The following is a 24,392-nucleotide window of genomic DNA, read 5'->3' as shown; positions in this document are numbered from 1 at the left end:
CCCCGCACCCTTGGAGCCGCTGTGAAGTACTTTTCCCTGCCGCGTCCCGGAGCCGGGCTCGTTCTGGGCGAGCGTGACGTCCCCGAACCCGGCCCCGGTCAGGTCCTCGTGCGGTTGCGCGGGTGGGCGGTCAACGCCCGCGACCTGATGATCCTCAAGGGTTTCTACCCGAAACCGGTCAAGCCGGACGTCGTCGCGCTGTCCGACGGCGCGGGCGAGGTCGTCGGCCTCGGCGACGGCGTGGGCTCGTGGTCGGTGGGCGACCGGGTGGCCGCGACCTACTTCCCGAACTGGCTCGCCGGTCCCGGGACGCCGGAGAAGACCGCGGACGACCTGTTCGGCTCGCTCGACGGGACGCTGGCCGAGTACGCCGTCTTCCCCGAGGACGCCCTGGTGGCCGTTCCGGCACACCTGGACTACGCCGAAGCCGCGACGCTGCCCAGCGCCGGGGTGACGGCGTGGCGCGCGATCGTCGAGGAGGGCGGGGTGTTCCCCGGCCAGACCGTGCTGACCCTCGGCAGTGGCGGCCTGTCCACGTTCGCCCTGCAGTTCGCCGCGCTCGCCGGGGCCCGCGTCATCGCGACGTCCGGCTCCGACGAGAAGCTGGAGCGGCTGCGCGCGCTCGGCGCGGCCGAGACCCTCAACCACGCGACCACCCCGGAGTGGGGCCTCGCCGTGGCGGAGCTGACCGGCGGCGGCGTCGACCACGTCGTCGACGTCGGCGGGGGCGGCACGATCGGCCAGTCGATGCTCGCCGCCCGCGTCGGCGGGCACGTCAGCGTCGCCGGCGTCCTCACCCACGAAGGCGCCGCGGATCCCGTCCTCGTGCTGGTCAAGCAGCTGACCCTGCGCGGGCTCACCAACGCCTCCCGGGAGACGTTCCAGACGATGAACCGCGCCATCGAGCGGACCGGGCTGCGTCCGGTGATCGACCGCCGGTTCGGCTTCGACGACGTCGCGGCGGCGTACAAGCACCTCGAGTCCGGCGCCCACGTCGGCAAGGTTGTGCTGGAAGCCCCGTGACCGGGTAATTTTTGCCGGCCCGGCTGGGTAGTTCTGTACCGAGATCTACGATTTCCGCAGCTCAGGTGGGGTGCGAACGGGCGAAAAACTCGCATCCGGGCAGGAATGGCGTCGGGTCCCGTCACCGGGGAGAGTGGTACCAGACAGACATCGGACAGGAACCCGGGCAAGGCTGCGGATGCCCGGCCCCGACTGTCCGGTCTGGGGGCGCGGAGAGGGGTTCAACCACCTGGGGGTGGGTTGAACCCCTCTCCTGCTGCGTTCTTCTCCTCCCCCTGGGAGCGCTTTCGAGCCGGGCCCGGTCCGGCGTCCGGAATGGACGCCTGAACCGGCGGCGAATCCGAACCGTGTCCACTGTGTACCGATTCGAGCATGTGAATGGCGGAATGGCAGACGGAGTAATGACGCGCGCCGATTGCTGTCACATATGTGAACGGCGATCACGTTTCTGAATCGTTATCAAGGACTGTCTTGCCCGTCCTTTTTAAGCGTGTGAGTGTGGTGCCGCTGGCTGGACTGGACCTATGAAAGAGGCGACCCGGCAATGACGCAGACGGCCCCGCCACGGCAAATAAGCCGAACAACCCTGTACTTCTTCGGCGCGCTCGGCGGAATCCTGTTCGGATACGACCTCGGGGTGATCTCCGGGGTGCTCCCGTTCATCGGGAAAGCGTGGTCGCTGACCGCCTGGGACAAGGGTGTGATCACCGCCAGCCTGTCGGTCGGTGCCATCGTGGGCGCGCTGTTCTCCAGCCGCATCAACGAAGCCCTCGGCAGGCGGCGCACCATCATGGTCGCCGCGGCGATCGTCATCGTGGGCACGCTGGCGGCGACCTTTTCGCCGACGTTCGCCCTCCTGGTGGTTTCGCGGCTGGTCATCGGGCTCGGCATCGGCCTTTCCTCCTCGACCGTGCCGACCTACCTGTCCGAACTGGCCCCGGCGCGGCTGCGGGGCGCGATGGGCGCGCTGAACCAGATCTTCATCGTGCTCGGCATCCTGATCGCGTTCCTGGTCAGCTACTGGCTCGGCCCGATCTCGGCGTGGCGCTGGATGTTCGCCGGCGCGATCGTGCCCGCGGCGATCCTGCTCGTCGGGCTCGCGTTCCTGCCCGAGACCCCGCGCTGGCTGGTCAAGAACGGCCAGGAGGAAGAGGCGCGGCGGGTCCTGGCGAGCGCGCACGGCAACACCGTGAACCTCGACGAGGAGATCGAGACCATCCGCGGCGTCATCCAGATGGACACCGAGGACAAGCCGCGGTTCCGTGACCTGTTCTCCGGCTTCGTGCGGCCGATGATGATCGTCGCGGCCCTGCTCGCGGTCGGCCAGCAGTTCAGCGGGGTCAACGCGATCAACGCGTACTTCCCGACGATGCTGATCGGCCTCGGCTTCGCCACGCAGGCCGCGCTGCTGTCCGGCGTGCTGCTGGGCGTCACGAAGTTCCTGTTCACCGCGTGGGTCGTGTTCGTGGTGGACCGCTGGGGCCGCAAGCCGCTGCTGCTCATCGGCAACGTGATCATGGTGATCACGCTGGTGGCGGCCGGGCTCGTGGTGCTGAACGTCCACGACACCGGCACCCGCGGCATCCTGATGCTGGTGATGATGGTGCTGTACCTGGTCGGTTACGAGCTCGGCTGGGGCGCGGTCGTCTGGGTGATGATGGCCGAGGTGTTCCCGCTCAAGTACCGCGCGGCGGGCATGGGCGTCAGCAGCGTCATCCTCTGGGCGGCGACGGGCATCGTGAGCGCGGTGTTCCCGCTCATCTCCGCGGTGGGTTCGCTCGGCATCGGCGGTTCGATGTTCCTGTTCGCCGGCATCAACGTGGTGCTGTTCGGGCTCACCAAGTGGCTGGTCCCGGAGACGAAGGGCCGTTCGCTGGAGCAGATCGAGCTGGACCTGCGGGCCCGGCAGGGGGTCGCGGCCAAGAGCTGATCCCGGCGGTGTGAACGGCGGGGGTGCGGGAGTCCGCACCCCCGCCGTTTTCCGTTCCGCCGCGGAGCCTGCCGAGCTGCGCCTTCGGGTGTGCGCCGCGGGAAGCCGTCCGGTCGTGGCTCGCGGTCGGGCTCGCTCGGGCGGCCCGGCCTGTCCGGGCGCGTGCATGGGATTTGCTGTGCGAAGAGCGGTGGCTACAGAGCGGGAGCCGTGGCCAGGCCGAGCTTTCCCGCCAGCCGCCCGATCCACGCCGAAACCTCGTCGGGGGAGCGGTCCGGCAGCCCGAAGATCACCTCGGTGACGCCGAGCGCGTCCAAGTGCGCCAGCCTCTCCGGGTCCGGGCGCTCGCCCAGCGCGCAGATCGCCGGTGCCCCGGATCGGCCCTCGCCGCGCCAGATCTCCTTCAGCAGTGCGACATGGCCGTCCAGGTCGGTGTCCGCGGGTGTGGTGATCCAGCCGTCCGCGTGGCGGGCGATCCAGCGGAACGTCTTCTCCGTGGGGCCCGCGCCGAGCAGGACCGGGATGTGCGCCTGGACCGGTTTCGGCCAGGCCCAGCTGGGGCCGAACGAGACGAACTCCCCGTCGTAGGCGGCTTCTTCCTCCGTCCACAGTGCACTCATCGCCTCGAGGTACTCGCGCAGCGCCGTGCGGCGGCGGTTGCCGGGCACGCCGTGGTCGGTCAGCTCGTCGACGTTCCAGCCGAACCCGGTGCCGAGCGTGACGCGCCCGCCCGAGAGGTGGTCGAGGCTGGCGATCGTCTTGGCGAGCGTGATCGGGTCGCTCTCGACCGGCAGGGCCACCGCCGTCGAGAGGCGGATCCGCTCGGTGACCGCGGCGGCCGTCGCCAGCGCCACCCACGGGTCGAGTGTGCGGCTGTACCGGTCGTCGGGCAGGGACGCGTCCCCGGTGCGCGGGTGCGGCGACTCGCGTTTCACCGGGATGTGCGTGTGCTCGGGCACGTAGAAGGTGGCGAACCCCGCGGCTTCCGCGGCCTGCGCCGCGGCCGCCGGAGTGATGCCTCGGTCGCTGGTGAACAGCACGATTCCGTAGTCCACGCGACGGACTGTATTAGAACGTGTTTCAGTTTTCAAGCGGCCGCCGCGGGCCGGTGGCGGCGGCCGGGATCGCTTTCGGTATACCTGTGCGCACAGTGCGTGACCACGCGGGTCGAGCGCCGATCGAGAGCCGATGGACGCCGCCGCGGTAAGCAGGCTGGGAGCAGCGCGCCGCCGTTCGCCGGGCCACAGTGGGTGAGCCCGGGAATGCCGGTCGGAACGGGGTGGTGGCAAGGTGGAGCCGACGATCCATTGTGGACGATCAGGTGTGGCGTCCCAGCCAGTGGACGGCCTCTCGGGGCGGGATGGTGTGCCGGGCCGGGGTTCCAGTACCCTGGATCGCAGGCCGAGAGGCGCTGCAACGGGCCGCGGGGTCCGCCACGCTCGGCCGGTTGTGACCACCCAAGGGCGCCTCCCGACTGAGGGAGGCTGCCGGTGAACCCGATCACCCCGCAAGAATCCGAGGCCACCGCGCGCCTGCGCGAGCTGCTCGGCCAGCGGGTCGCGGTCCTCGACGGCGCCTGGGGCACCATGCTGCAGGGTGCCGGGCTGACCCCGGCCGACTACGTCGGCGACCGGTTCGGCGACCACACCCACGACGTCACCGGCGACCCCGACCTGCTCAACCTCACCCGCCCCGACGTCATCCTCGACGTGCACCGCCAGTACCTCGCGGCCGGCGCCGACATCACCACGACGAACACCTTCACCGCCACCAGCATCGGCCAGGCCGACTACGGCCTGCAGGGCCTCGTCCACGAGATGAACGTCCGCGGCGCGCAGCTGGCCCGCCAGGCCGCCGACGAGTTCGGCGGCCGGTTCGTCGCCGGGTCGATCGGCCCGCTCAACGTCACCCTCAGCCTGTCGCCGAAGGTCGACGACCCGGCGTACCGCGCCGTCACGTTCGAGCAGGTCAAGGCCGCCTACGCCGAGCAGATCGCCGGGCTCGTCGAGGGCGGCGTCGACCTGCTGATGATCGAGACGATCTTCGACACGCTCAACTGCAAGGCCGCGATCGCCGCCGCGCGCGACGTCGCGCCGGAGCTGCCGCTGTGGATCTCGGTCACCATCGTCGACCTGAGCGGGCGGACGCTCTCGGGCCAGACCGTCGAGGCGTTCTGGAGCTCGGTCGAGCACGCGAAGCCGCTGGTCGTGGGCGTCAACTGCTCGCTGGGTGCCGAAGAGATGCGCCCGCACGTCGAGGAGCTGTCGCGGATCGCCGGCACCTACGTCGCCTGTCACCCGAACGCCGGGCTCCCGAACGCGTTCGGCGGGTACGACCAGACGCCGGAGGAGACCGCCGGGCTGATCGGCGGCTTCGCCCGTGACGGCCTGGTCAACCTGGTCGGCGGCTGCTGCGGCACCAGCCCGGCCCACATCAAGCAGATCGCCGCCGCCGCGAAGGGCCTCACCCCGCGCGAGGTCCCCGAACCGGCCTCGCGCACCCGGTTCAGCGGCCTCGAGCCGTTCGGCATCGGCGCCGACACCGGGTTCGTGATGATCGGCGAGCGCACCAACGTCACCGGCTCCAAGCGGTTCCGCCGGCTCATCGAGTCCGGTGACCACCAGGCCGCCGTCGACGTCGCGCTGGAGCAGGTCCGCGGCGGGGCGAACCTGCTGGACGTCAACATGGACGCCGACCTCCTCGAGAGCGAGGAGGCGATGACGACGTTCCTCAACCTCATCGCCACCGAGCCCGAGGTGGCCCGGATCCCGGTGATGGTCGACAGCTCGAAGTGGACCGTGCTCGAAGCCGGCCTGCGCTGCATCCAGGGCAAGGGTGTCGTCAACTCGATCAGCCTGAAGGAGGGCGAGGAGCCGTTCCTCGCCCAGGCCCGCACCATCCGCAACTACGGCGCCGGCGTCGTCGTGATGGCCTTCGACGAGCAGGGCCAGGCCGACACCGCCGACCGCAAGGTGAGCATCTGCGGCCGTGCGTACGACCTGCTCACGCAGAAGGCCGGCTTCGCGGGCGAGGACATCATCTTCGACCCGAACGTGCTGGCCGTCGCCACCGGGATCAGCGAGCACAACGGTTACGCCAAGGCGTTCATCGAGGCGCTGCCGCGGATCAAGGAGCGCTGCCCCGGCGTCCACATCAGCGGCGGCATCTCGAACCTGTCGTTCTCCTTCCGCGGCAACGACATCGTCCGCGAAGCGATGCACTCGGCGTTCCTGTTCCACGCCGTGCAGGTCGGCCTCGACATGGGCATCGTCAACGCCGGCCAGCTCGCGGTCTACCAGGACATCCCGAAGGACCTGCTGGAACTGGTCGAGGACGTGCTCTTCGACCGCCGCGAGGACGCCACCGACCGGCTGGTGACCTTCGCCGAGAACGTCAAGGGCAGCGGCACCAAGCGCGTCGTCGACCTGACGTGGCGCGAAGGCACGGTCGAGGAGCGGCTCTCGCACGCGCTCGTGCACGGCATCGTCGACTACATCGAAGACGACACCGAAGAGGCGCGGCTGACCAAGGCCCGGCCCCTCGAGGTGATCGAAGGCCCGCTGATGGACGGCATGAAGATCGTCGGCGACCTGTTCGGCGCCGGCAAGATGTTCCTGCCGCAGGTGGTGAAGAGCGCCCGCGTCATGAAGCGCTCGGTGGCCTACCTCGAGCCGTTCATGGAGGCCGAGAAGGAGGAGGCCCGGCTGGCGGGCCGCGCCGCGGTCTCCAACGGCCAGGGCAAGGTCGTGCTCGCCACGGTCAAGGGCGACGTCCACGACATCGGCAAGAACATCGTCGGCGTGGTGCTCGGCTGCAACAACTACGAGGTCATCGACCTCGGCGTGATGGTGCCGGCGGCGAAGATCCTCGACACCGCGGTCACCGAGGGCGCCGACGCGGTCGGGCTGTCCGGGCTGATCACGCCGTCGCTCGACGAGATGGTCAACGTCGCCACCGAGATGCAGCGCCGGGGCCTGAAGATGCCGCTGCTGATCGGCGGCGCGACGACGTCCCGGCAGCACACGGCGGTCAAGATCGCACCGGCCTACGACAACGCGACGGTGCACGTGCTCGACGCGTCGCGCGTCGTCGGTGTCGTGTCCGACCTGCTCGACCCCGACCGCTCGATCGTGCTGGCCGAGAAGAACCGGGCCGACCAGGAGGTGCTGCGCGAGCAGCACGCCAACAAGCAGCGCCGCCCGATGCTCAGCCTCGAGCAGGCCCGCGCGAACCCGGAGAAGGTCTCGTTCGACGAGCTGCCGACCCCGGAGTTCACCGGCGTCCGCGTCGTGGAGCCGAGCATCACCGAGCTGCGCGAGATGGTCGACTGGCAGTTCCTGTTCCTGGCCTGGGAGCTCAAGGGCAAGTACCCGGCGATCCTGGACCAGCCGGTCGCCCGCGAGCTGTTCGACGACGCGAACACGCTGCTCGACCAGATCATCGCCGAGGGCAGCTTCACCGCGAAGGGCGCGTACGCGTACTGGCCGGCACACACCGAGGGCGACGACATTCTGCTCGACGGCGAGTTCTCGCACGTCGGGTTCCCGATGCTGCGGCAGCAGACGTCGAAGCCGCAGGACCGCGCGAACCGCAGCCTGGCCGACTACATCGCGCCGGCCGGCGACCACCTCGGCGGGTTCGCGGTCGCCATCCACGGTGCCGAGAAGCTCTCGGCCAAGTACGAGGCCGAGCAGGACGACTACCGCGCGATCATGGTCAAGGCGCTGGCCGACCGCCTCGCCGAGGCCTTCGCCGAGTACATCCACCTGAAGGCGCGCCGCGGCTGGTTCGAGCCGGACGCCGACCCGAAGCTGGAGGACCTGCACGCCGAGCGCTTCCGCGGCATCCGCCCGGCGCTCGGTTACCCGGCCAGCCCCGACCACAGCCAGAAGCGGGAGCTGTTCGAGCTGCTGGAGGCCGACGAGCTGGGCATGGCGCTGACCGAGTCGTACGCCATGACACCGGCGGCGAGCGTGTCCGGGCTGATCTTCGCCCACCCGGAGTCGAAGTACTTCACCGTCGGGCGGCTCAACCGCGACCAGGTCGAGGACTACGCGCGCCGCAAGGGCGTCGAGATCGGCGAGGTCGAGCAGTGGCTGCGGCCGAACCTGGCCTACGAGCCCGAGGCGTAGTCCTTCAGCTCGTGTAATCCTTCAACTCGATGTCGGTGGCGAAGTTGTCGGTCGCCTTGAGCATCATGCGGAGCAGGATGCGGGACTTGAACGTCCAGTCCCGCATCTTGATCCGCAGCCGGGACGGCGGCGCGAGGAACGGGCCCGCGCTGGCGCGCTGCGAGATCTTGGCGTAGCTCCGGAACTGCTCCTCGTAGCGGGCGAAGGCGGCGAGGTGGTCGCCGCCGGCCGCGAGCAGTTCGCCGGCGAGCACGTACGCGCCGACGATCGCGAGGCCGGTGCCGAAGCCACCGAGGGTGTTGCCGTAGGCGGCGTCGCCGAGCAGCACGACGCGGCCGCGGGAGTAGTGGTCGATCGTGACGCGGGCGAGGGAGTCCAGGTAGAACTCGCGCGCCTGCGGCACCTTCGTCAGCAGGTCGGGCACCTGCCAGCCGACCCCGCGGTAGGCGTCGATCAGCAGTTTCCGCTGCCGCTCGATGTCCGTGCGGTCGTAGTCGAGCTCCGGTGAGGCGAAGACGAAGAACGCCGACGCCTTCGGCCCGCCGACCGCCGCCATCCGGCCGGGCTCGTTGTACATCACGGCCTCGCCGCCGTCGACCTGCTCGCCCAGCTCGGCCAGGGCGTAGTAGTGGCCGAGGAACTTGACGTAGTCCTGCTCCGGGCCGAAGGCCAGCCGCCGGACGTTCGAGTGGATGCCGTCGGCGCCGACCACGAGGTCGAAGGTGCGCGGGGCGGCGTTCGCGAAGGTGACGGCGACACCCTCGGCGGTCTCGGTGAGCGACGTGATGGTGTCGCCGAAGACGTACTCGCAGTCGGCGGCCGTGCGCTCGTACAGCAGCTCGGCCAGGTCTCCGCGGCGAATCTCGATCTCGCCGCCGGTGAACTCGCCCGGGATCACGGCCTGGGGCCGCCCGCCGGCGTCGATCACCGTCTGGTCCTGCCCGCCGGTCGCTCGCTTCCGGACCTCCTCGAGGATCCCCATCCGCTCCAGCACGGTCCGGTGGGTGGGGCCCTTGAAGTCGACGGCCTGGCCGCCGGGCCGCACGGACGCGGCGCGCTCGACGACGGTGACGCTGCAGCCGTAGCGGTGCAGCCAGTAGGCGAGGGCGGGGCCGGCGATGCTCGCGCCGGAGATCAGGACCTTGAGGTTCTTCATCGCGGTGTCGGTCATGGCGCAAGCTTCGCGACCAGGGCTTACCGGTCGCTGGCGAAGCGCTGACGGCCACCGTCAGCACCCGGAGCGTCACCGTCGAGAATGGACGGTCCGGGCGGAAAATTCCCGGCGGGGGAGGCGGTTTGCCCGGCGGTTTTCGCTTGTTGACCAGGGGTGGATCCGGGGGGACCATTCTTCGCGGGGGAGAGGGGCCGACAGTGCTGGGGACGGAAACGCAGCCGGTCGTGACCGGCGTCGGCGAGCTGCTGGGCAAGGGCGAACACGCGCTCGAGGCCGACGGTGACCTGCGCGCGGGACGCGAGTGGTTCGACCGGGCCTACCGTGCGGCGGAACGGGAGTGCGACGGTGCCGGGATGGCCCGCGCCGCGCTGGGCCTGGCCGGGTTGTGGGTGCACGAGCACCGCAGCGCGCCCGCGGCGGCGTTGCTGCAGGCGCGGTTGCGCAGCGCGCGGACCGCCGTCGACCCCGGTTCTTCGCTGGCGCTGCGGCTGAAGGCGCGGCTCGCGGGCGAAGCGGACTACGTGGCGGGGGAGAGCAACCAGATCCTCGCCGTGCTGGAGGAGGCCAAGCGCGCGGGCGACCCGGTCGCCTGGGCCGAAGCCGCCAGCCTGGCCCACCACTGCCTGCTCGGGCCCGACAACGGCGGCCAGCGCCGGGCCCTGGCCCAGGAACTGATCACCGAAGGCTTCCGGACGTCGCGGCGCAGCGACCTGCTGATGGGCTTGCTCTGGCGGACCGTCGACCTCTTCCTCGACGGCGACACGCACGCCCAGCGCGGGCTCGCCGACCTGCGCGGCCTGCTGGCCGCGCAGGACCACCTCGCCGTCGGGTTCGTGCTCGACGCCATCGACGTCATGCTCAGCATCCGCGCCGGGCGGTTCGACGAGGCCGAGACGCGGGCGGCGGCCTGCGCCCAGCGCGGTGAGCTGGCCGGGGACGCTGACGCGACCGGCTGGTACACCGCGCAGCTCGGCGCGATCCGCTGGTACCAGGGCCGGGTCGCCGAGCTGCTGCCGGTGCTGCGGGAGACGGTGCATTCGCCGACGCTCAGCGCGGTCGACAACGCGCTCGTCGCCGGGCTGGCCGTCGCCGCCGCCTCGGCCGGGGACGAACGCGAGGCCGCCGGGGCGCTGGCCCGGCTGCGCGGGCGCGACCTGGCGCTGCTGCCGCGGTCGAGCAGCTGGCTGGTGTCGATGTACGGCATCGTCGAGTCCGCCTGCCTGGTCTCGGACGTCGAATCCGCGCTGGCCGCGTACGCGCTGCTCACGCCGTTCGCGCGGCTGCCGATGACGGCCAGTCTCGGGGTCGCCTGCTTCGGTTCGGTGCAGCACGCGCTGGGTGTGGCGATGCTGACCGCGGGCGAGCCCGAGCGGGCCGTCACGCACTTCCGGGCGGCCGTGCGGGACAACCTGGCGCTGGCGCACTGGCCGGCCGTCGCGCTTTCGCGGGCCCGGCTCGCGCAGGCTCTGGCGCTGCTCGGTGCCCCGGACGCCGCTCAGGAGCAGGCGACAGCGACCCGGGAAGCGGCGGAGCTGGGGATGTCACTGCCCGCCGCACCGCTGCGGCAGGCCGCGCGGGTCACCTGCCGGCGGCAGGGCCGGCACTGGCTGTTCACGCTGGGCGGACGTTCGGTGCTGGTCGAGCACAGCGTCGGCATGGGTTACCTCGCCACGCTGCTGGACAACCCGGGGTTCGAGCTGTCGGCGGCCGAGCTGGCCGCCGGTCCCGGCGTCACGCCCGCCACGACGTCCGGGCAGCCGGTGCTCGACCCGGCGGCGACCAGCCACTACCGCAAGTGGCTGGCCACCCTGGAGGCCGAGCTCGACGAGCACGAGGCCAACCACGACGACGGCCGTGCCGAGCGGGTGCGCTCCGAGCGCGACTGGCTGGTCGGCGAACTGTCCGCCGCGGCCGGGCTGGCCGGGCGTGTCCGCGAGTTCGCCGGCGCCGAGGAGAAGGCGCGGATCGCGGTGGGCAAGGCGATCCGCCGCGCGCTGACCCGGATCGCCGCCGCGGACGCCGTGATCGGCGACGTCCTGCGCGACGGCGTCCAGACGGGCAACCGCTGCTGCTACCGCCCCGGCTGAGCGGGTCCGCCGTTACTGGACCGCGCCGTTCTGGGTGAGCAGGTTCTGATACCAGGCGTCGTACGGGTGATTGGACGCCGGGTAGCTCGCCAGGGGCGTCGTCGCTTCGCCCGCCGAGTCGAAGTCCCAGCCGCGCACCAGCTTGCCCGCCTGCCGCGCCGAGGTGATGAACGCCGACTCCGTCGCGGGCGCGCCGTAGAACAGCGCGCCGTCCTGCAGCTCCGCGCTGTCACCCTTCTGGAACTCGTCGAAGGCGACCTGGCGGTAGCGGATTCGGTCGCCGCTCACGCCGGGCGTGTCCGCCCGCAGCGTCTGCGCCGGGGCCGGGCCGTCCGCGGCGGTCCGGACCGTCACCGTCCGGGCGCCGCTGGTGGCCGTGGCGGTCGGGAACCGCGCGTCGGACGTCTTGGCGTTGCCGGTCCACGCGACCGTCGTGCCCGACAGGGCGCCGTTCCAGGTCCAGTTCTGGCTGCTGCCCTGGCTGCGGTGGATCTCCCGCAGCTGCGTCCCGCCGGTGAACGTGACGCTCGGCAGCACGCCGTTGTCGTACTGGTGGCTGGCCTGCCAGGTGATCTCGCCGTCCGCGCCGAGCTTGCCGACGCGGTACCAGAGAGTCGTGGCGCTCTGCGACTGGTGGACCTCGACGAGGTCGCCGTTGTCGTTCAGCGCGACGGCCGGGGTCTGGCCGTTGTCGTACTTCCCGTGGCGCAGCCAGGTGATCCGCCCGTCGGCGCCGTAGGTCCCGGTCCAGTACCAGAGCGCGCCGGCGCCGGAGTCGTGCACCTCGACGACCTGGCCGCGGCCGTTGAGCGCGACCGACGGGTGGTAGCCGACGTCGCGCTTGTACTCGGCGCGCGTCCCGGCGTCGCCCGACAGCAGCGGCAGCACGCGGCCACGCAGCGCGTCCACGGTCGGCTGGCCCGCCGGGTAGTCCTTCGCCTGCAGCATCCGGCTGCCGAAGACGGACTCCAGCTCCTGGTTCAGCGCGGTCAGGTTGCCCGCGGCGAAGTTCGGGTTGTCGGTCAGGTCGTCCTTCAGGTCGAGCATGACCACGATCGGCGCGGCGGCCGGGTGCGCCGCCGACCACGTGTTCACCGTCGCCAGCCAGTCGCGCAAGTTGTTCGACGCCGGGTTGCCGCCGCTGTGGTCCACGAGGTTGCCGGGCGAGTCGTGCCCGACGCCGTAGTCGTGCGAGGTGGCGTAGCCGTTGTCGTGGATGTCGAGCTCGATGAACCGGACGCCGTGGTCGAGCTGGTAGGCCACCGAGTTCTTGGCGCCGTCGACGTTGCCCGAGTAGCTGTTGTGCGTGGCCCGGAAGACCGAGCCGGTGAACGGCGGGCTCGCGGCCTCCGCCGTCCCGGCGGTCAGGAGCGCGGAAGCCGTCAGAACGGAGACGGCCAGGGCGGGCAGACGAGTCATCCTCGGGTCCTCACGTCGGGAACGGGGCGCCGTCCCATCCTGGTGGGCCGCCGGGGGCGCTGTCTCGAACTCCGGGTGGAACGTCGTGGAACGGAATGGAACGCCCAGGAGGTGACAGCAGGTTCTCGAGGGAGGAATACGTCATGACGCAGGCAGGTGGACCCCAGTACCCGGAGCCGACCGGGCCGGTGCCGCCGCAGGCCGGGATGCCCGTCCCGCCCGCGGCCACACCGAAGAAGCCGAAGAACCCGAAGAACCCGAAGCGGCGGCAGAAGATCGTGCTGACCGTGTTCCTGGTCGTGGTCGCCGCGATCCTCGCCCTGGTCTGGGTGGCCACCCGCTCCAACGGCGAGAACGCGCAGGTCGGCGACTGCGTCACCGAAAGCGGCGAGAACTACGTGAAGATCGTCGACTGCGGTGACAGCGGCGCGACGCTGAAGGTCGTCGCGCGCGTCGAGGACAAGACGCAGACCGAGGCGCAGGTCAGCGCGTGCAACGCCTACCCCGACGCCGACCAGGTGTTCTGGGAGGGCAAGGAGGGCGAGACCGGGGTCGTGCTGTGCCTGGCGAAGACCGGTAAGTAGCCCGATGGCGGCCGGGAAGTTCTCGTTCACCGGCTCCGGCGAGCTGCGGGTCCGCAGCTGGGGGCGCACGCTCGCCGCCGCGGGCGACGTGATCGCGATCGGTGACCGGGTCTTCCGGCTGGGCGAGGTGGACCGGGTCGCCTACCACGCGGCGGCCCGGCTGCACCGGGCGAGCTACTCGCTCGGCCTGGCCCGCGGCCCGGTGCGGTGCCGGTTCGGGTTCGACGCGTCGTCCGGTGAACTGGGTGAACTGGAGGATGCCCGCGAGACCTGGCGTCGGCTGGTCGAGCTGGTGGAGTCGGCGGCCTGCCCGCGGATCGCGCTGAGGATGGCCGAGGCGATCACCGCCGGCGACACGGCCCGCTTCGGGGGCGGCGGGCACCCGGGGATCGACGCCGACGCCGAGGGACTGCGCGGCCGGCACTGGTTCGCCGCGAAGGTGCCGTGGGGGCGGGTGCTCGGCAGCGACCTGCGGGCGGGGCAGGTGCGCGTGTGGACGGGCGGGCGGGAGCCCGGGCTGGTGGCGGGGATGGCGGGGTGGAACGCCGTCGTCCTGCCACGGGTCGTCGGGATCATGGTGTGCCGGGAAAAAGAATCACCGGGAAACCATTGATCACGGCGTCGGCGGAATGCTTGGGAAATGCTCACGGAATAGTGAATCGTGTGTCCGTTGTGTCGGGTTTGCCGGGCCGCTCGGCGATTTTTGCGAAATTGTCGTGCGAATCCGGTACTTGGCGGTCTCCGGCGTCGTCATTATCCGGAGAAGAGGTGTGCGCGGACGCCGGAATGCCGCGCGAGGGGTTGGGGAGGCAGCAGGCGTGGGGTACGACTGGCCGCTGGTCGGCCGAGAACGGGAGCTGGGCGTCGCCCGCCGGGCGCTGGCCGACGCCGAGGTGTGCGGGCTGCTGCTGACCGGGCGGGCCGGGGCCGGGAAGACCCGCCTGGCCAAGGCTTTGCTGGCCGAGCTCGAAGCCGGGGGCGCCCGCACGCACTGGGTGCGCGCGATGTCGTCCGCCTCGACGATCCCGTTCGGGGCGTTCGCCCACCTGCTGCCCGGCAGCGCGCACGGCACCGCCGACCGGGCGCACCGGCTCAACCAGGTCGCCGCGCACCTCACCAGTGGCGCGGAGGGCAGGCGGCTGGTGCTCTGCGTCGACGACGCGCACCTGCTCGACGATTTGTCGGCGACCCTGGTCCACCAATTGGCGGCGACGGCGGCCGCGTTCGTGATCGTGCTCGCGCCGCACGGGGTGAGCGTGCCCGATCCGGTGTTCGCGATGTGGAAGGACCGCGTCGCCGAACGGCTCGACATCGGCGAGCTCACCCGCGACGAAACCCGGGAACTGATCACCGCGGCACTGGGCGGGCGGCTCGACGACGGCGCGGAACACCGGCTGTGGCACCTGACCCTCGGCAACCCGCTGTTCCTGCGCGAGCTCGTGCAGGGCGGCCTCGACAGCGGGTCGCTCTCGGCCGAGGACGGCGTGTGGCGCTGGAGCGGCGCGCTGCGGGCCACCCCGCGGCTGGTCGAGCTGATCGAGATCCGCACCGACCGGGTCGACGCCGACGAGCGGCGGCTGCTGGAGCTGCTGGCCTTCGGCGAGTCCCTGGGCAGCGAACCGCTGCTCCGGCTGGGTGCCGGGCGGGTGCTCGCGTCGATGGAGCAGGCCGGGCTGGTCGTGTCCGAACGCACCGGGCGGCGTCTCGACGTCCGGCTCGCGCACCCGCTCTACGCCGAGGTGATCCGGCGGCGGACGTCGCCGCTGCGCCAGCGCGACACCTACCGGATCCTCGCGCAGACCCTGGACATGACCGGCGCGCGCCGCGCCGAGGACAAGCCGCGGCTGGTCCGGTGGCGGCTCGCGGCCGGGCTGCCGACCGACCCGCAGCTGGTGCGCGCGGCGGCGGAGACGTTGCTGCGCAAGGACTTCCCGCAGGCCGAGCAGCTGGCGGCGGAGGCCGTCCGGCTCGGTGGCGGCTTCGCCGCGAAGTTCCTGCTCGCCCAGGTCCGGATCGCCGGCGGGCGGCACGCCGACGCCGACGCGCTGCTCGCGGAGCTGGCGGGCGAGACGGTCTCGGACGTGCAGCACGCCCGCGTCGCCGCCACCCGGGCCCGGAACCTGGCCCTCGGCTTGGGCCGCTTCGAGCGGGCGGAAGCCGTGCTGGACACGGCGGAGACGGCCGTGTCCTCCGGCACGGACGAGCTGGCGACCGCCCGGGCGGCGATGCGCGCGGCCGCGGGCGCGACCCGGTCGGCGCTCGACCTGCTCGGCCCGGTGCTGGACCGCAACCGCCGCGGTGACCCGCTCCGGCTCGCGGCGCTGGTGGTCGCGGCCGGGGCGTTGGCGGAGAGCGGGAGGGTGGAGGCGTGCCTCGGCGTCGTCGAAGAGGGCCTGGCGATCGCGTCGCGGATCTCGGACGCCGACGTGCCCGGGGCGCAGGCCCGGCTGGACCACGCACGGATCGTCGCGCTCTGCGGGGCGGGCCGCGTCGAAGAGGCCGAGGACCTGGCCGGGGACGGCTACCGCGACGCGATCCGCGACCGCTGGGGCCCGGCGCTCGCGGGCGCGGCGGCGTCACTGGGCACGGTCGCGCTCGCCTACGGCAACCTCCGCGGCGCGATCCGCTGGCTGCGCGAGGCCCTCGCCGCGGAGGCCCACGACCAGCCGCACGCGTTCCGCCCCGCCGTCGTCGCGGCACTGGCCCGCGCGACGGCGATGACCGGCCAGGCTGCGGACGCGCCTTCGGTCCCCGGCCCGCTCGGCACGTGGACCCAGGCGTGGGTCGCCGCTGCCCGGGGCGAGCTGACGCGAGCGGCCGAACTAGCGGCTTCGGCGGCCGCCTCGGCCGCCGCGGAAGGCAGGCTGGCGATCGCGGCGGAGATGGCCCACGACGTCGTCCGCTTCGGCGGCGAAGCACCTTCGGTGGATCTGGAGGGGCGGCTGCCGTCGTTGTACGCGGAGCATGCGCGTGCCTCGGACCCGGCGGCCTTGGACGACGTCGCGACGGCTTTCGCCGACGTCGGAGCCCGGTTGCTGGCCGCGGAAGCCGCGGCTTCCGCGGGACGCGCCTACCGGGCCGAAGGGAAGCTCGGCAGCGCGGCGACGTCGGCCCAGCGGGCCCGGACGTGGCTGGAGTCCTGTGAGGACGCAGCGACGCCGGCACTGGCGTTGCTGGAGACGCCGCTGGACCTGACGGTCCGCGAGCTGGAGATCGCGCGCTTGGTGGCGACGGGCCTGACGAGCCGCGCGGTCGCGGACCGGCTCGTGGTGTCGGTGCGGACGGTCGACAACGTGCTGCACGGCGTCTACGCGAAATTGGGTATCTCCGGGCGCCGTGAACTGGCATCGGTGGTGGGCCGGCCGGAGGTGGGGAGTAGCCCCGCCGACGCCCCGTAGGTAGTCCGCAGGGATCGCGGTGGTGAAGCCGAGTAGGCCGCTACTCATGACCCGCGGCCGGTTCGCCCCAAGACTGGATGACAACGGAGGGGCGAGGGCTTCACCGATCCGAATGTCAGGAGTGCACAAGATGACAACTTCGTCGGGCGACGTTTTCCAGAACGAGCAGGGCGCGGGCGGCGGCAACCAGTTCAACGAACAGGCTTCCGCGGGTGGCTCGGGAAACATTTTCCAGAACGAGCAGGGTTCCGGTGGTTCCGGTGGGGACCAGTTCAACGAGCAGGCTTCGACTGGTGGTCGTGGGGACATCTTCCAGAACGAGCAGGGCTCGGGTGGGCACGGTGGGGACCAGTTCAACGAGCAGGCTTCGGCGGGTGGTCGTGGGGACATCTTCCAGAACGAGCAGGGCTCGGGTGGGCACGGGGGCGGCCAGTTCAACGAGCAGGCTTCGACCGGTGGTCGTGGGGACATCTTCCAGAACGAGCAGGGCTCGGGTGGGCACGGGGGCGACCAGTTCAACGAGCAGGCTTCCACCGGTGGCCGCGGCGACATCTTCCAGAACGAGCAAGGTTCCGGGCGCGGCGGCAACCAGTTCAACGAGCAGGCTTCGGCCGGCCACCACGGTGACGTGTTCCAGAACGAGCAGGGCGCGGGCGGCCACGGCGGCGACCAGTTCAACGAGCAGGCCTCCACCGGCGGCGGCATCGGCGGCGCGATCTTCCAGAACGAGCAGGGTTCCGGTGGCCACGGTGGGAACCAGTTCAACGAGCAGGCCTCGACCGGCGGTCGTGGCGACATCTTCCAGAACGAGCAGGGCTCGGGTGGCCACGGGGGCAACCAGTTCAACGAGCAGGCTTCCAACGGTGGTCGCGGCGGCGACGTGTTCCAGAACGAGCAGGGCTCGGGTGGCCACGGTGGGAATCAGTTCAACGAGCAGGCTTCGACCGGCGGCTCGGGCAGCATCTTCCAGAACCAGCAGGGTTCAGGCCACGGTGACAACCAGTTCAACGAGCAGGCGTCCACGGGCGGTCACGGGAGCATCTTCCAGAACGAGCAAGGCCACGGCGGTGGCAACCAGTTCAACGAGCAGGCTTCGACCGGCGGTCACGGGAGCATCTTCCAGAACGAGCAGGGCTCGGGCGGCCACGGCGGTGGCAACCAGTTCAACGAGCAGGCCTCGACCGGCGGTCACGGCAACATCTTCCAGAACGAGCAGGGCTCGGGCGGCCACGGCGGTGGCAACCAGTTCAACGAGCAGGCCTCCACGGGCGGCCACGGCAACATCTTCCAGAACGAGCAAGGCGCGAGCCACGGTGGCAACCAGTTCAACGAGCAGGCCGAGCACCACGGCCACGAACACGAGCACCACCACGACGCCGACCACGGGCACCACGTCGAGCACCACCACGACGTCGACCACCACATCTGAGCCGGCTTGAGGGAAAGGGAGCGGTCATGCAGGAGCCGAGCGGCGGGGGGCGCATCGCCCTCGACACACTCGACCTTGCCGTCAAGGGTGCCAAGGCCTACGGACGGGAAGACCTCGTCCAGCGCCTCACCGACGCGCGGCGCCTGCTGTCCGAGCCCGACATCACCGTCTACGTCGTCGGGGAGTTCAAGCAGGGCAAGAGTTCTCTCATCAACGCCCTGCTCACCGCCAAGATCTGCCCGGTCGACGACGACATCGCGACCGCGGTGCCGACGGTCGTCCGGTTCGCGCCGGAGTCCGGGGCTCTGGCGACCTACGAGCCGGCCGATCCGTCGTCGCCGCCGTGGACCGAGCGGATCTCCCTCGACGACCTGCCGACCCACGTGAGTGAAGCCGGGAACCCGGGCAACGTCCGCAAGCTCAAGTCCGTCACCGCGTCGATCAGCCGCCAGCTGCTCTCCGGCGGGCTGGTGCTGGTCGACACGCCCGGCGTCGGCGGCCTCGGCTCGCTGCACAACGCCGTCACCGTCAGCTCGCTGCCGCGGGCGCACGCCGTCCTGTTCCTCTCGGACGCCTCGCAGGAGCTGACCGCCGCCGAGCTGCGGTTCCTTCGCACGGTCAAGGAACTCTGCCCGTCGGTGTTCTTCGTCCTCACCAAAACCGACCTCTACCCGCACTGGCGCCGGATCCTCGAGCTCAACACCGGCCACCTCGACGCCGGCGGCATCACCATCGACACCATCGCGGTGTCCTCCGAACTGCGCACCGTCGCGGCCCGCTCGGCCGACCAGGAGATGAACGTCGAGTCCGGCTTCCCGCAGCTGGTGAAGCACCTGCAGGGGGTTGTCGGGGACGCCGAACGCTCCGCGCTCAACGCCGTCGGCCTGCACGTCGGGTCGGCCGTAGGCCAGCTGCACGCCGCGCTGCGGTCGCGCCGCACGTCGCTGGCGCACCCCGAGCAGTCCGCCGCGCTCATCGCGGAGCTGACCCGGGTGAACGACCGGGTCGACGCGCTGCGCAGCCAGTCTTCCCGGTGGCAGCAAATCCTTTTTGACGGCTTCGCCGACATCTCGTCCGATGTGGACTACGACCTGCGCGCTCGTTCACGCGGTGTCCTGCACGAGGCCGAAGAAGCCATCGAAGAGGGCGACCCGGCCAAGAACTGGCCCGAGTTCGAGAAGTGGCTGCGGCAGCGGCTGGCGAACGAGACGATGGAGAACTACGCGACGTTCGTCAAGCAGGCCCGCGGCCTGGCCGGCCGGGTCGCCGAGCACTTCGAGCTCGCCGAGTCGCAGGCCGTGCTGCCACGCGAGGTCCAGGCGCCGGTGACCGTCGTCGAGGAGATCGACATCGACTCGTCGTTCACCGGCGTCAAGACCCGCGGCACCACCGGGATGGCCGCGTTCCAGAAGGCCTACAGCGGGTTCCTGATGTTCTCCATGCTCACGAAGATGGCCGCACTGGCCATCCCGACGCCGTTCGGCATCGCGGCCGGCCTGCTCATGGGCCGCTCCGGATTCCTCGACGAGCGCAAGCGGCAGCTGGAGAAACGCCGCAGCCTGGCCAAGACCGCGGTCCGCCGGTTCGTCGACGAGTTCAACCTCCAGGTGGGCAAGGACTCCCGCGACGCGATGCGCACCGTCCAAAGAGAACTCCGCGACGCCTACAGCGCGCGCGTCGAAGAACTGCAGCGCTCCCTGACCGAGGCGCTGGCCGCGGCGAAGAAGGCCGTGGTCGAAGACGAGTCGGAGACGGGCGAGCTGAAACGGCTGGAGGCCGACATCGAAGCCCTCGAGGTGCTGGGCCGCCGAGCCGACGAACTCACCTTGCGCAGCACGCCCAAGCCGGTCCCGGCGGTGACCCGATGACTCCCTTGTACATCCAGGTCCGCGGGCTGGTCGCCCGCGCCTGCGCCGGGTACGCCGGCACCCCCGCCGAGCCGATGCTCCGGCAGATCGCCGGCCGCCTGGCCGAACCCCTGCGGGTCGCCATCGCGGGCCGCGTCAAGGCCGGGAAGTCCACTTTGCTCAACGCGCTGGTCGGCCAGGAGCTGGCCGCCACGGACGCGGGGGAGTGCACCCGGGTCGTCACCTGGTACCGCAACGGCCCGACCTACCGGATCATGCTGCACCCCGTCCGCGGGATGCCTCGCCAGCTGCCGTTCGGCCGGCTCAGCGGCACCCTCGGGCTCGAGCTCGGCATGGCGCCGGACGACGTCGACCGCCTGGTCGTCGACTGGCCGTCCCCCGCGCTGCGGGTGATGACGCTGATCGACACCCCCGGGCTGGGTTCGGCGCGGGCGTCGGTCTCCGAACGCACCGAGGTCGCGCTGGTGCCGGACCGCGACGGGGTCGGCACCGCGGACGCCGTGGTCTACCTGATGCGGCACGTGCACGGCGACGACGTCCGGTTCCTGGAGGCCTTCCACGACGACCCCGCCGAACGGCGCCCGGTCAACACGATCGGCGTGCTGTCGCGGGCCGACGAGGTCGGGCACGCCCGCACGGACGCGCTCGACTCCGCGGCGAAGGTCGCCGAGCGCTACGCCCGCGACCCGCGGGTCCGCGGGCTCTGCCAGACCGTGGTCCCGGTGGCCGGCCTGCTGGCCAGTTCCGCCGCCTCGCTGAAGGAGGCCGAGTACCGCGCGTTCGGGCAACTGGCCGCCGCCCCCGAGGCGGAGCTGGCGCGGCTGCTGACGTCGGCGGACCGGTTCGCCCGCGCGGAGTCCGAAGTGGACGTCCCGGCGGCGCAGCGCGCGGACCTGCTGAACCGGTACGGCCTGTTCGGCGTCCGGCTGGCCGTCGAGCTGACCGGCGGCGGCCTGGTGACGGGCGCACGAGCGCTGTCGGGGGAGTTGCTGGCCCGCAGCGGCCTGCACCGCCTCCGGTCGCTGCTGACCACCCAGTTCGCCGCGCGCGCCGACGTCCTCAAGGCGCGCTCGGCCCTGCAGGCGGTCGAGCTGGTGCTGCGGGCCTACCCGGACCGCACCGGCGGGCTGCTGCACGAATGGGAGCGCATCGTCGCCGGCGCGCACGAGTTCGCCGAGATCCAGCTGATCGACTCGATCCGGCTCGGGGTCGTGCTGTTCACCACGGACGAGGCCCGGGACGCGGAACGGCTGCTCGGTGCGACCGGGGTGGACGTGGCGAGCCGGCTGGGCCTGCCGCCCGGCGCGGGCCGCGCGGCGATCCGGCAGGTGCTCGGCACGCAGCTGCTGAGGTGGCAGCGGCGCGCCGAGCACCCGGCCTCGCCCCGCGACGTCCGTGACGCCGCCCGCGTCCTCGTCCGCACCTGTGAAGGAATCCTGCTCAGCGAAGCACGGGCGGAGGTCCTGTCGTGAGCGACCACGTGGAGGGGAAGATCAAGAAGGCGGTCACGGCCGTCGCCGGCGCCACCGTCTCCGAGGTGCTGGGCAACGCGCTCACGCCGGGGTCGCCGGGCGCGCCGCCGCCCCAGCCGGAACCGGCCGCGGCCGAGACGGCGCAAGAGGCACCGTCCGGCCACGAGTACGTGCCGCACGTGGAGACGACCACCGTCACCCGCGGCGAGGACGGTTCCGTCGAAGCGCAGACCGGCACGACCTGGCACCCGGAGACCACCGACGGCACGCCGCTGGCGGACCTGCCGACCGTCGAGGAGTTCGAGCAGATCGACGTCCACGAGGACGCGTTCGGCAACTTCGTCATCGACGCGACGGAACGCTTCGTCGTGCACAACCACGGCCGCGACGAGGTCTACGTCGACCACCAGCACATCGTCGTGCCCGGCGACGGCACCCCCGGCGACACGGACATCGACATCTTCCAGGACGCCGACGTCGTGGTGCACGAGAACCCGGACGGCACGATCAGCGTCGAGCACGAGGGTTCGCTGAGCTACACGCTGACCCCCGACGCGCCGGGGCACGGCGACATCGAGGTGTTCCAGGAGGAGACGGTCGTGCTCGACGAGGCCGACACCGGCCCGCCGGGGATCGAGGTCGGCATCACCGCCGACGAGAAGGCGACCGCCGAGGACCCGTTCGGCGAGCCGGCCGGGCCGACGATCCACCAGACCGAGACGGTCGGCGACCGCGCCCGCGGGACGTCCGTGACGACGTCGGTCACCGCGCCGGCGCCGTCGGTGCCCGGTCCGCCGTCGGCGCCGGTCGTCACGTTCAGTCGTCAGCCGTCCACAGTGGACGCCCCGGTCGCGGCCCCGGTCGCGGTCGAGACGTCGACGCTGGCGACGTCGTCCGCGCTCGCCGACCACCCGGCGTCGAAGCCGCTGAGCTTCGCGAACGAGCCCGAGCGGGCGCACCACGACGCCGGGGAAGTGACGGGCTCGCGGCCCGAACCCCGGGAAGAGCACCCGTTCGAGCCGCCGAAGGACCACCACCACGAGCCGGAGCCGGCGGACACCACCGACGAGCCGCCGGAGCCGGAGCACGACCGGCACGACCCGCGGCCGCCGGAGCCACCCGGCCCGCCGGAGCACGAGGAACCGCCCGAGGAACCGCAGCCGGTTCCGGACGCGGACGAGCACCACCACTTCGATCACCATGCGCACGCGGACGGCGGAGGCTGACAACAATGGGCTACGGACTGGGCATCGACCTCGGCACGACCTTCACGGCCGCCGCCGTCGACAGTGCCGGCCACGTCGAGATGGTGTCGCTCGGCGACCGCACGGCGGCCATCCCGTCGGTGGTGCTGCTGCGGGCGGACGGCAGCGTGCTGGTCGGGGACGCGGCGAACCGGCGGGCAGCCGTCGAGCCGGACCGGGTGGCGCGGGAGTTCAAGCGGCGGCTCGGCGACCCGACGCCGGTGCTGCTCGGCGGTGCGCCGCACTCGGTGGCGTCGCTGATGGCGCAGCTGCTCGGCCACGTCGTGCGGACGGTCGCCGGGCAGCAGGGCGGCCGGCCCGACCGGATCACGCTGACGCACCCGGCGAACTGGGGCCCGTACAAGCGGGAGCTGTTCGAGCAGGTGCCGAGGCTGACCGGGATCGACCGCGTCGGCCTGATCACCGAACCCGAGGCGGCGGCCGCGCACTACGCGGCGCAGGAACGGCTGGAAGACGGCGCGGTCGTGGCGGTGTACGACCTCGGCGGCGGCACGTTCGACGCGACCGTGCTGCGCAAGCGCGGCGGCGGCTTCGAAATCCTCGGTACCCCCGAGGGCATCGAAGGCCTCGGCGGTGTGGATTTCGACGAGGCCGTGTTCGGCCACGTCGACCGCGCGCTCGACGGGAAGCTGTCGCAGATCGACCCGGACGACCCCGGCGCGGTGGCCGCGGTGGTGCGGCTGCGCCAGGAATGCGTGCTGGCCAAGGAAGCCCTGTCCGCCGACACCGAGACGGTAGTGCCGGTGCTGCTCCCGTCGGTGCAGACCGAGGTGCGGCTCACGCGCGGCGAGTTCGAGGAGATGATCCGGCCGTCGATCACCGCGACGATCGGCTCGCTGCACCGGGCGCTGCGTTCGGCGAACCTCCAGCCCGCCGACCTCGGCGCGGTGCTGCTGGTCGGCGGCTCGTCGCGGATTCCCCTGGTGTCGCAGCTGGTTTCGGCCGAGCTCGGCCGCCCGACCGCGGTCGACATCCACCCGAAGTACGGCGTCGCGCTCGGCGCCGCCGCGCTGGCCTCCGGCCGGTCCGGGCTGGTGCAGGCGACGCAGGCCCAGCTCCCGGTGCCGGCACCGCCGCACCCGCGCACGCCGCCGACGGGGGTCCCGGTGCGTCCCGACGCCCGGCGGGCACCGGCACCGCGGGAAGAGACCCGCGCGATGGCCACCCCCGGCGTGGGCACGCCCCCGCCGCCGCTCGGCCGCGGCAAGTCCGAGGGCGCGAGCCCGGGCCGCCGCGCCTCACGCCGCGGGGTCGTGATCGGCCTGTGCGCGGTCGCGGTGGTGGCGATCGGCGGCGTCGCCGTGGCGGTGAGCAGTTCCGGCGGCGGCACCCCGTCCGGCGGCGACCCCACCCCGGCGGTCTCGACGAGCGAGACGCCGACGCCGGCCGACATCCCGTCGCCGTCGGAAACGCCCGAGACGACCCACGCGACGGTCGCCGCGCCGCACACCAACCCGCCGGTCACGACGCACCGCAAGACCCCGCCGAAGACGACGACCCCGACCCACACGACCACCCCGACGACGACCACCAGCTGGACGAGCACGACCAGCGCGAAGCCCACGCCCTGAGCGCCGGGAGGTACGGGCGCGGGCCGAGTGCCGTCGGGGG

15 protein-coding genes and 1 riboswitch are annotated in these 24,392 nt (G+C 71.8%); of the genes, 12 read left to right on the top strand and 3 right to left on the bottom strand.

Annotated features, from left to right (window positions below):
• Positions 1 to 21: 21 nt before the first annotated feature.
• Together ACIOD2_RS06210 and ACIOD2_RS06205 are read left to right on the top strand one after the other, a co-directional pair.
• Positions 22 to 1,023, top strand: coding sequence for an NAD(P)-dependent alcohol dehydrogenase (locus ACIOD2_RS06210; RefSeq protein ID WP_400534951.1), 1,002 nt, complete (start codon positions 22 to 24; stop codon positions 1,021 to 1,023).
• Positions 1,024 to 1,567: 544 nt separating this feature from the next.
• On the top strand, positions 1,568 to 2,953 hold the full coding sequence (locus ACIOD2_RS06205) for a sugar porter family MFS transporter (protein ID WP_400534949.1): 1,386 nt from the start codon (positions 1,568 to 1,570) through the stop codon (positions 2,951 to 2,953).
• Between the two features lie 194 nt (positions 2,954 to 3,147).
• Here ACIOD2_RS06205 and ACIOD2_RS06200 read toward each other — a convergent pair whose 3' ends face one another.
• The gene (locus tag ACIOD2_RS06200; protein WP_400534947.1) at positions 3,148 to 4,008 is read right to left on the bottom strand and encodes a TIGR03619 family F420-dependent LLM class oxidoreductase; all 861 of its coding nucleotides are present in this window, start codon (positions 4,006 to 4,008) and stop codon (positions 3,148 to 3,150) included.
• A gap of 342 nt (positions 4,009 to 4,350) precedes the next feature.
• A riboswitch (S-adenosyl-L-homocysteine riboswitch) is annotated at positions 4,351 to 4,429 on the top strand.
• 14 nt (positions 4,430 to 4,443) lie between these two features.
• On the opposite strand from ACIOD2_RS06200, the gene metH reads away from it, so the two are divergent.
• Entirely contained in the window at positions 4,444 to 8,085 is a 3,642-nt protein-coding gene (gene metH / locus ACIOD2_RS06195; protein WP_400534945.1) for a methionine synthase, read from the top strand.
• Positions 8,086 to 8,089: 4 nt separating this feature from the next.
• On the opposite strand, the gene ACIOD2_RS06190 is transcribed toward metH, so the two are convergent.
• Positions 8,090 to 9,241 carry an FAD-dependent monooxygenase gene (locus ACIOD2_RS06190; RefSeq protein WP_400535417.1) on the bottom strand — a complete coding sequence of 384 codons (1,152 nt, stop codon included), beginning with the start codon at positions 9,239 to 9,241 and terminating at the stop codon, positions 8,090 to 8,092.
• Between the two features lie 215 nt (positions 9,242 to 9,456).
• On the opposite strand from ACIOD2_RS06190, the gene ACIOD2_RS06185 reads away from it, so the two are divergent.
• Entirely contained in the window at positions 9,457 to 11,346 is a 1,890-nt protein-coding gene (locus ACIOD2_RS06185; protein WP_400534943.1) for a hypothetical protein, read from the top strand.
• 12 nt (positions 11,347 to 11,358) lie between these two features.
• Here ACIOD2_RS06185 and ACIOD2_RS06180 read toward each other — a convergent pair whose 3' ends face one another.
• Positions 11,359 to 12,765: a hypothetical protein gene (locus ACIOD2_RS06180; RefSeq protein WP_400534942.1), complete on the bottom strand. Its 1,407-nt coding sequence runs from the start codon at positions 12,763 to 12,765 to the stop codon at positions 11,359 to 11,361.
• Between the two features lie 143 nt (positions 12,766 to 12,908).
• Between ACIOD2_RS06180 and ACIOD2_RS06175 the strand changes: the two genes are divergently transcribed.
• The 8 genes from ACIOD2_RS06175 (at position 12,909) to ACIOD2_RS06140 (ending at position 24,352) form a co-directional block, all read left to right on the top strand.
• Positions 12,909 to 13,349, top strand: a complete 441-nt coding sequence (locus ACIOD2_RS06175; RefSeq protein WP_400534940.1) for a hypothetical protein — start codon at positions 12,909 to 12,911, stop codon at positions 13,347 to 13,349.
• Positions 13,350 to 13,353: 4 nt separating this feature from the next.
• On the top strand, positions 13,354 to 13,962 hold the full coding sequence (locus ACIOD2_RS06170) for a hypothetical protein (RefSeq protein WP_400534938.1): 609 nt from the start codon (positions 13,354 to 13,356) through the stop codon (positions 13,960 to 13,962).
• Positions 13,963 to 14,167: 205 nt separating this feature from the next.
• Positions 14,168 to 16,747 (top strand): AAA family ATPase, encoded by a 2,580-nt coding sequence (locus ACIOD2_RS06165; RefSeq protein WP_400534936.1) that lies wholly within the window; start codon positions 14,168 to 14,170, stop codon positions 16,745 to 16,747.
• 130 nt (positions 16,748 to 16,877) lie between these two features.
• On the top strand, positions 16,878 to 18,176 hold the full coding sequence (locus ACIOD2_RS06160; protein ID WP_400534935.1) for a glycoprotein: 1,299 nt from the start codon (positions 16,878 to 16,880) through the stop codon (positions 18,174 to 18,176).
• A gap of 26 nt (positions 18,177 to 18,202) precedes the next feature.
• Entirely contained in the window at positions 18,203 to 20,044 is a 1,842-nt protein-coding gene (locus tag ACIOD2_RS06155) for a dynamin family protein (protein ID WP_400534934.1), read from the top strand.
• Complete coding sequence (locus ACIOD2_RS06150) at positions 20,041 to 21,516, top strand: dynamin family protein (protein WP_400534932.1); 1,476 nt, start codon at positions 20,041 to 20,043, stop codon at positions 21,514 to 21,516. Before ACIOD2_RS06155 ends, ACIOD2_RS06150 begins: the two co-directional genes overlap by 4 nt.
• Entirely contained in the window at positions 21,513 to 22,742 is a 1,230-nt protein-coding gene (locus ACIOD2_RS06145) for a hypothetical protein (protein WP_400534930.1), read from the top strand. Before ACIOD2_RS06150 ends, ACIOD2_RS06145 begins: the two co-directional genes overlap by 4 nt.
• A 5-nt stretch (positions 22,743 to 22,747) precedes the next feature.
• Positions 22,748 to 24,352: an Hsp70 family protein gene (locus tag ACIOD2_RS06140; protein ID WP_400534928.1), complete on the top strand. Its 1,605-nt coding sequence runs from the start codon at positions 22,748 to 22,750 to the stop codon at positions 24,350 to 24,352.
• Positions 24,353 to 24,392: the final 40 nt, after the last annotated feature.

The organism is Amycolatopsis sp. NPDC088138 (assembly GCF_044741685.1).
Lineage (GTDB): Bacteria > Actinomycetota > Actinomycetes > Mycobacteriales > Pseudonocardiaceae > Amycolatopsis.
This window is presented reverse-complemented; position numbering and strand designations above follow the sequence as displayed.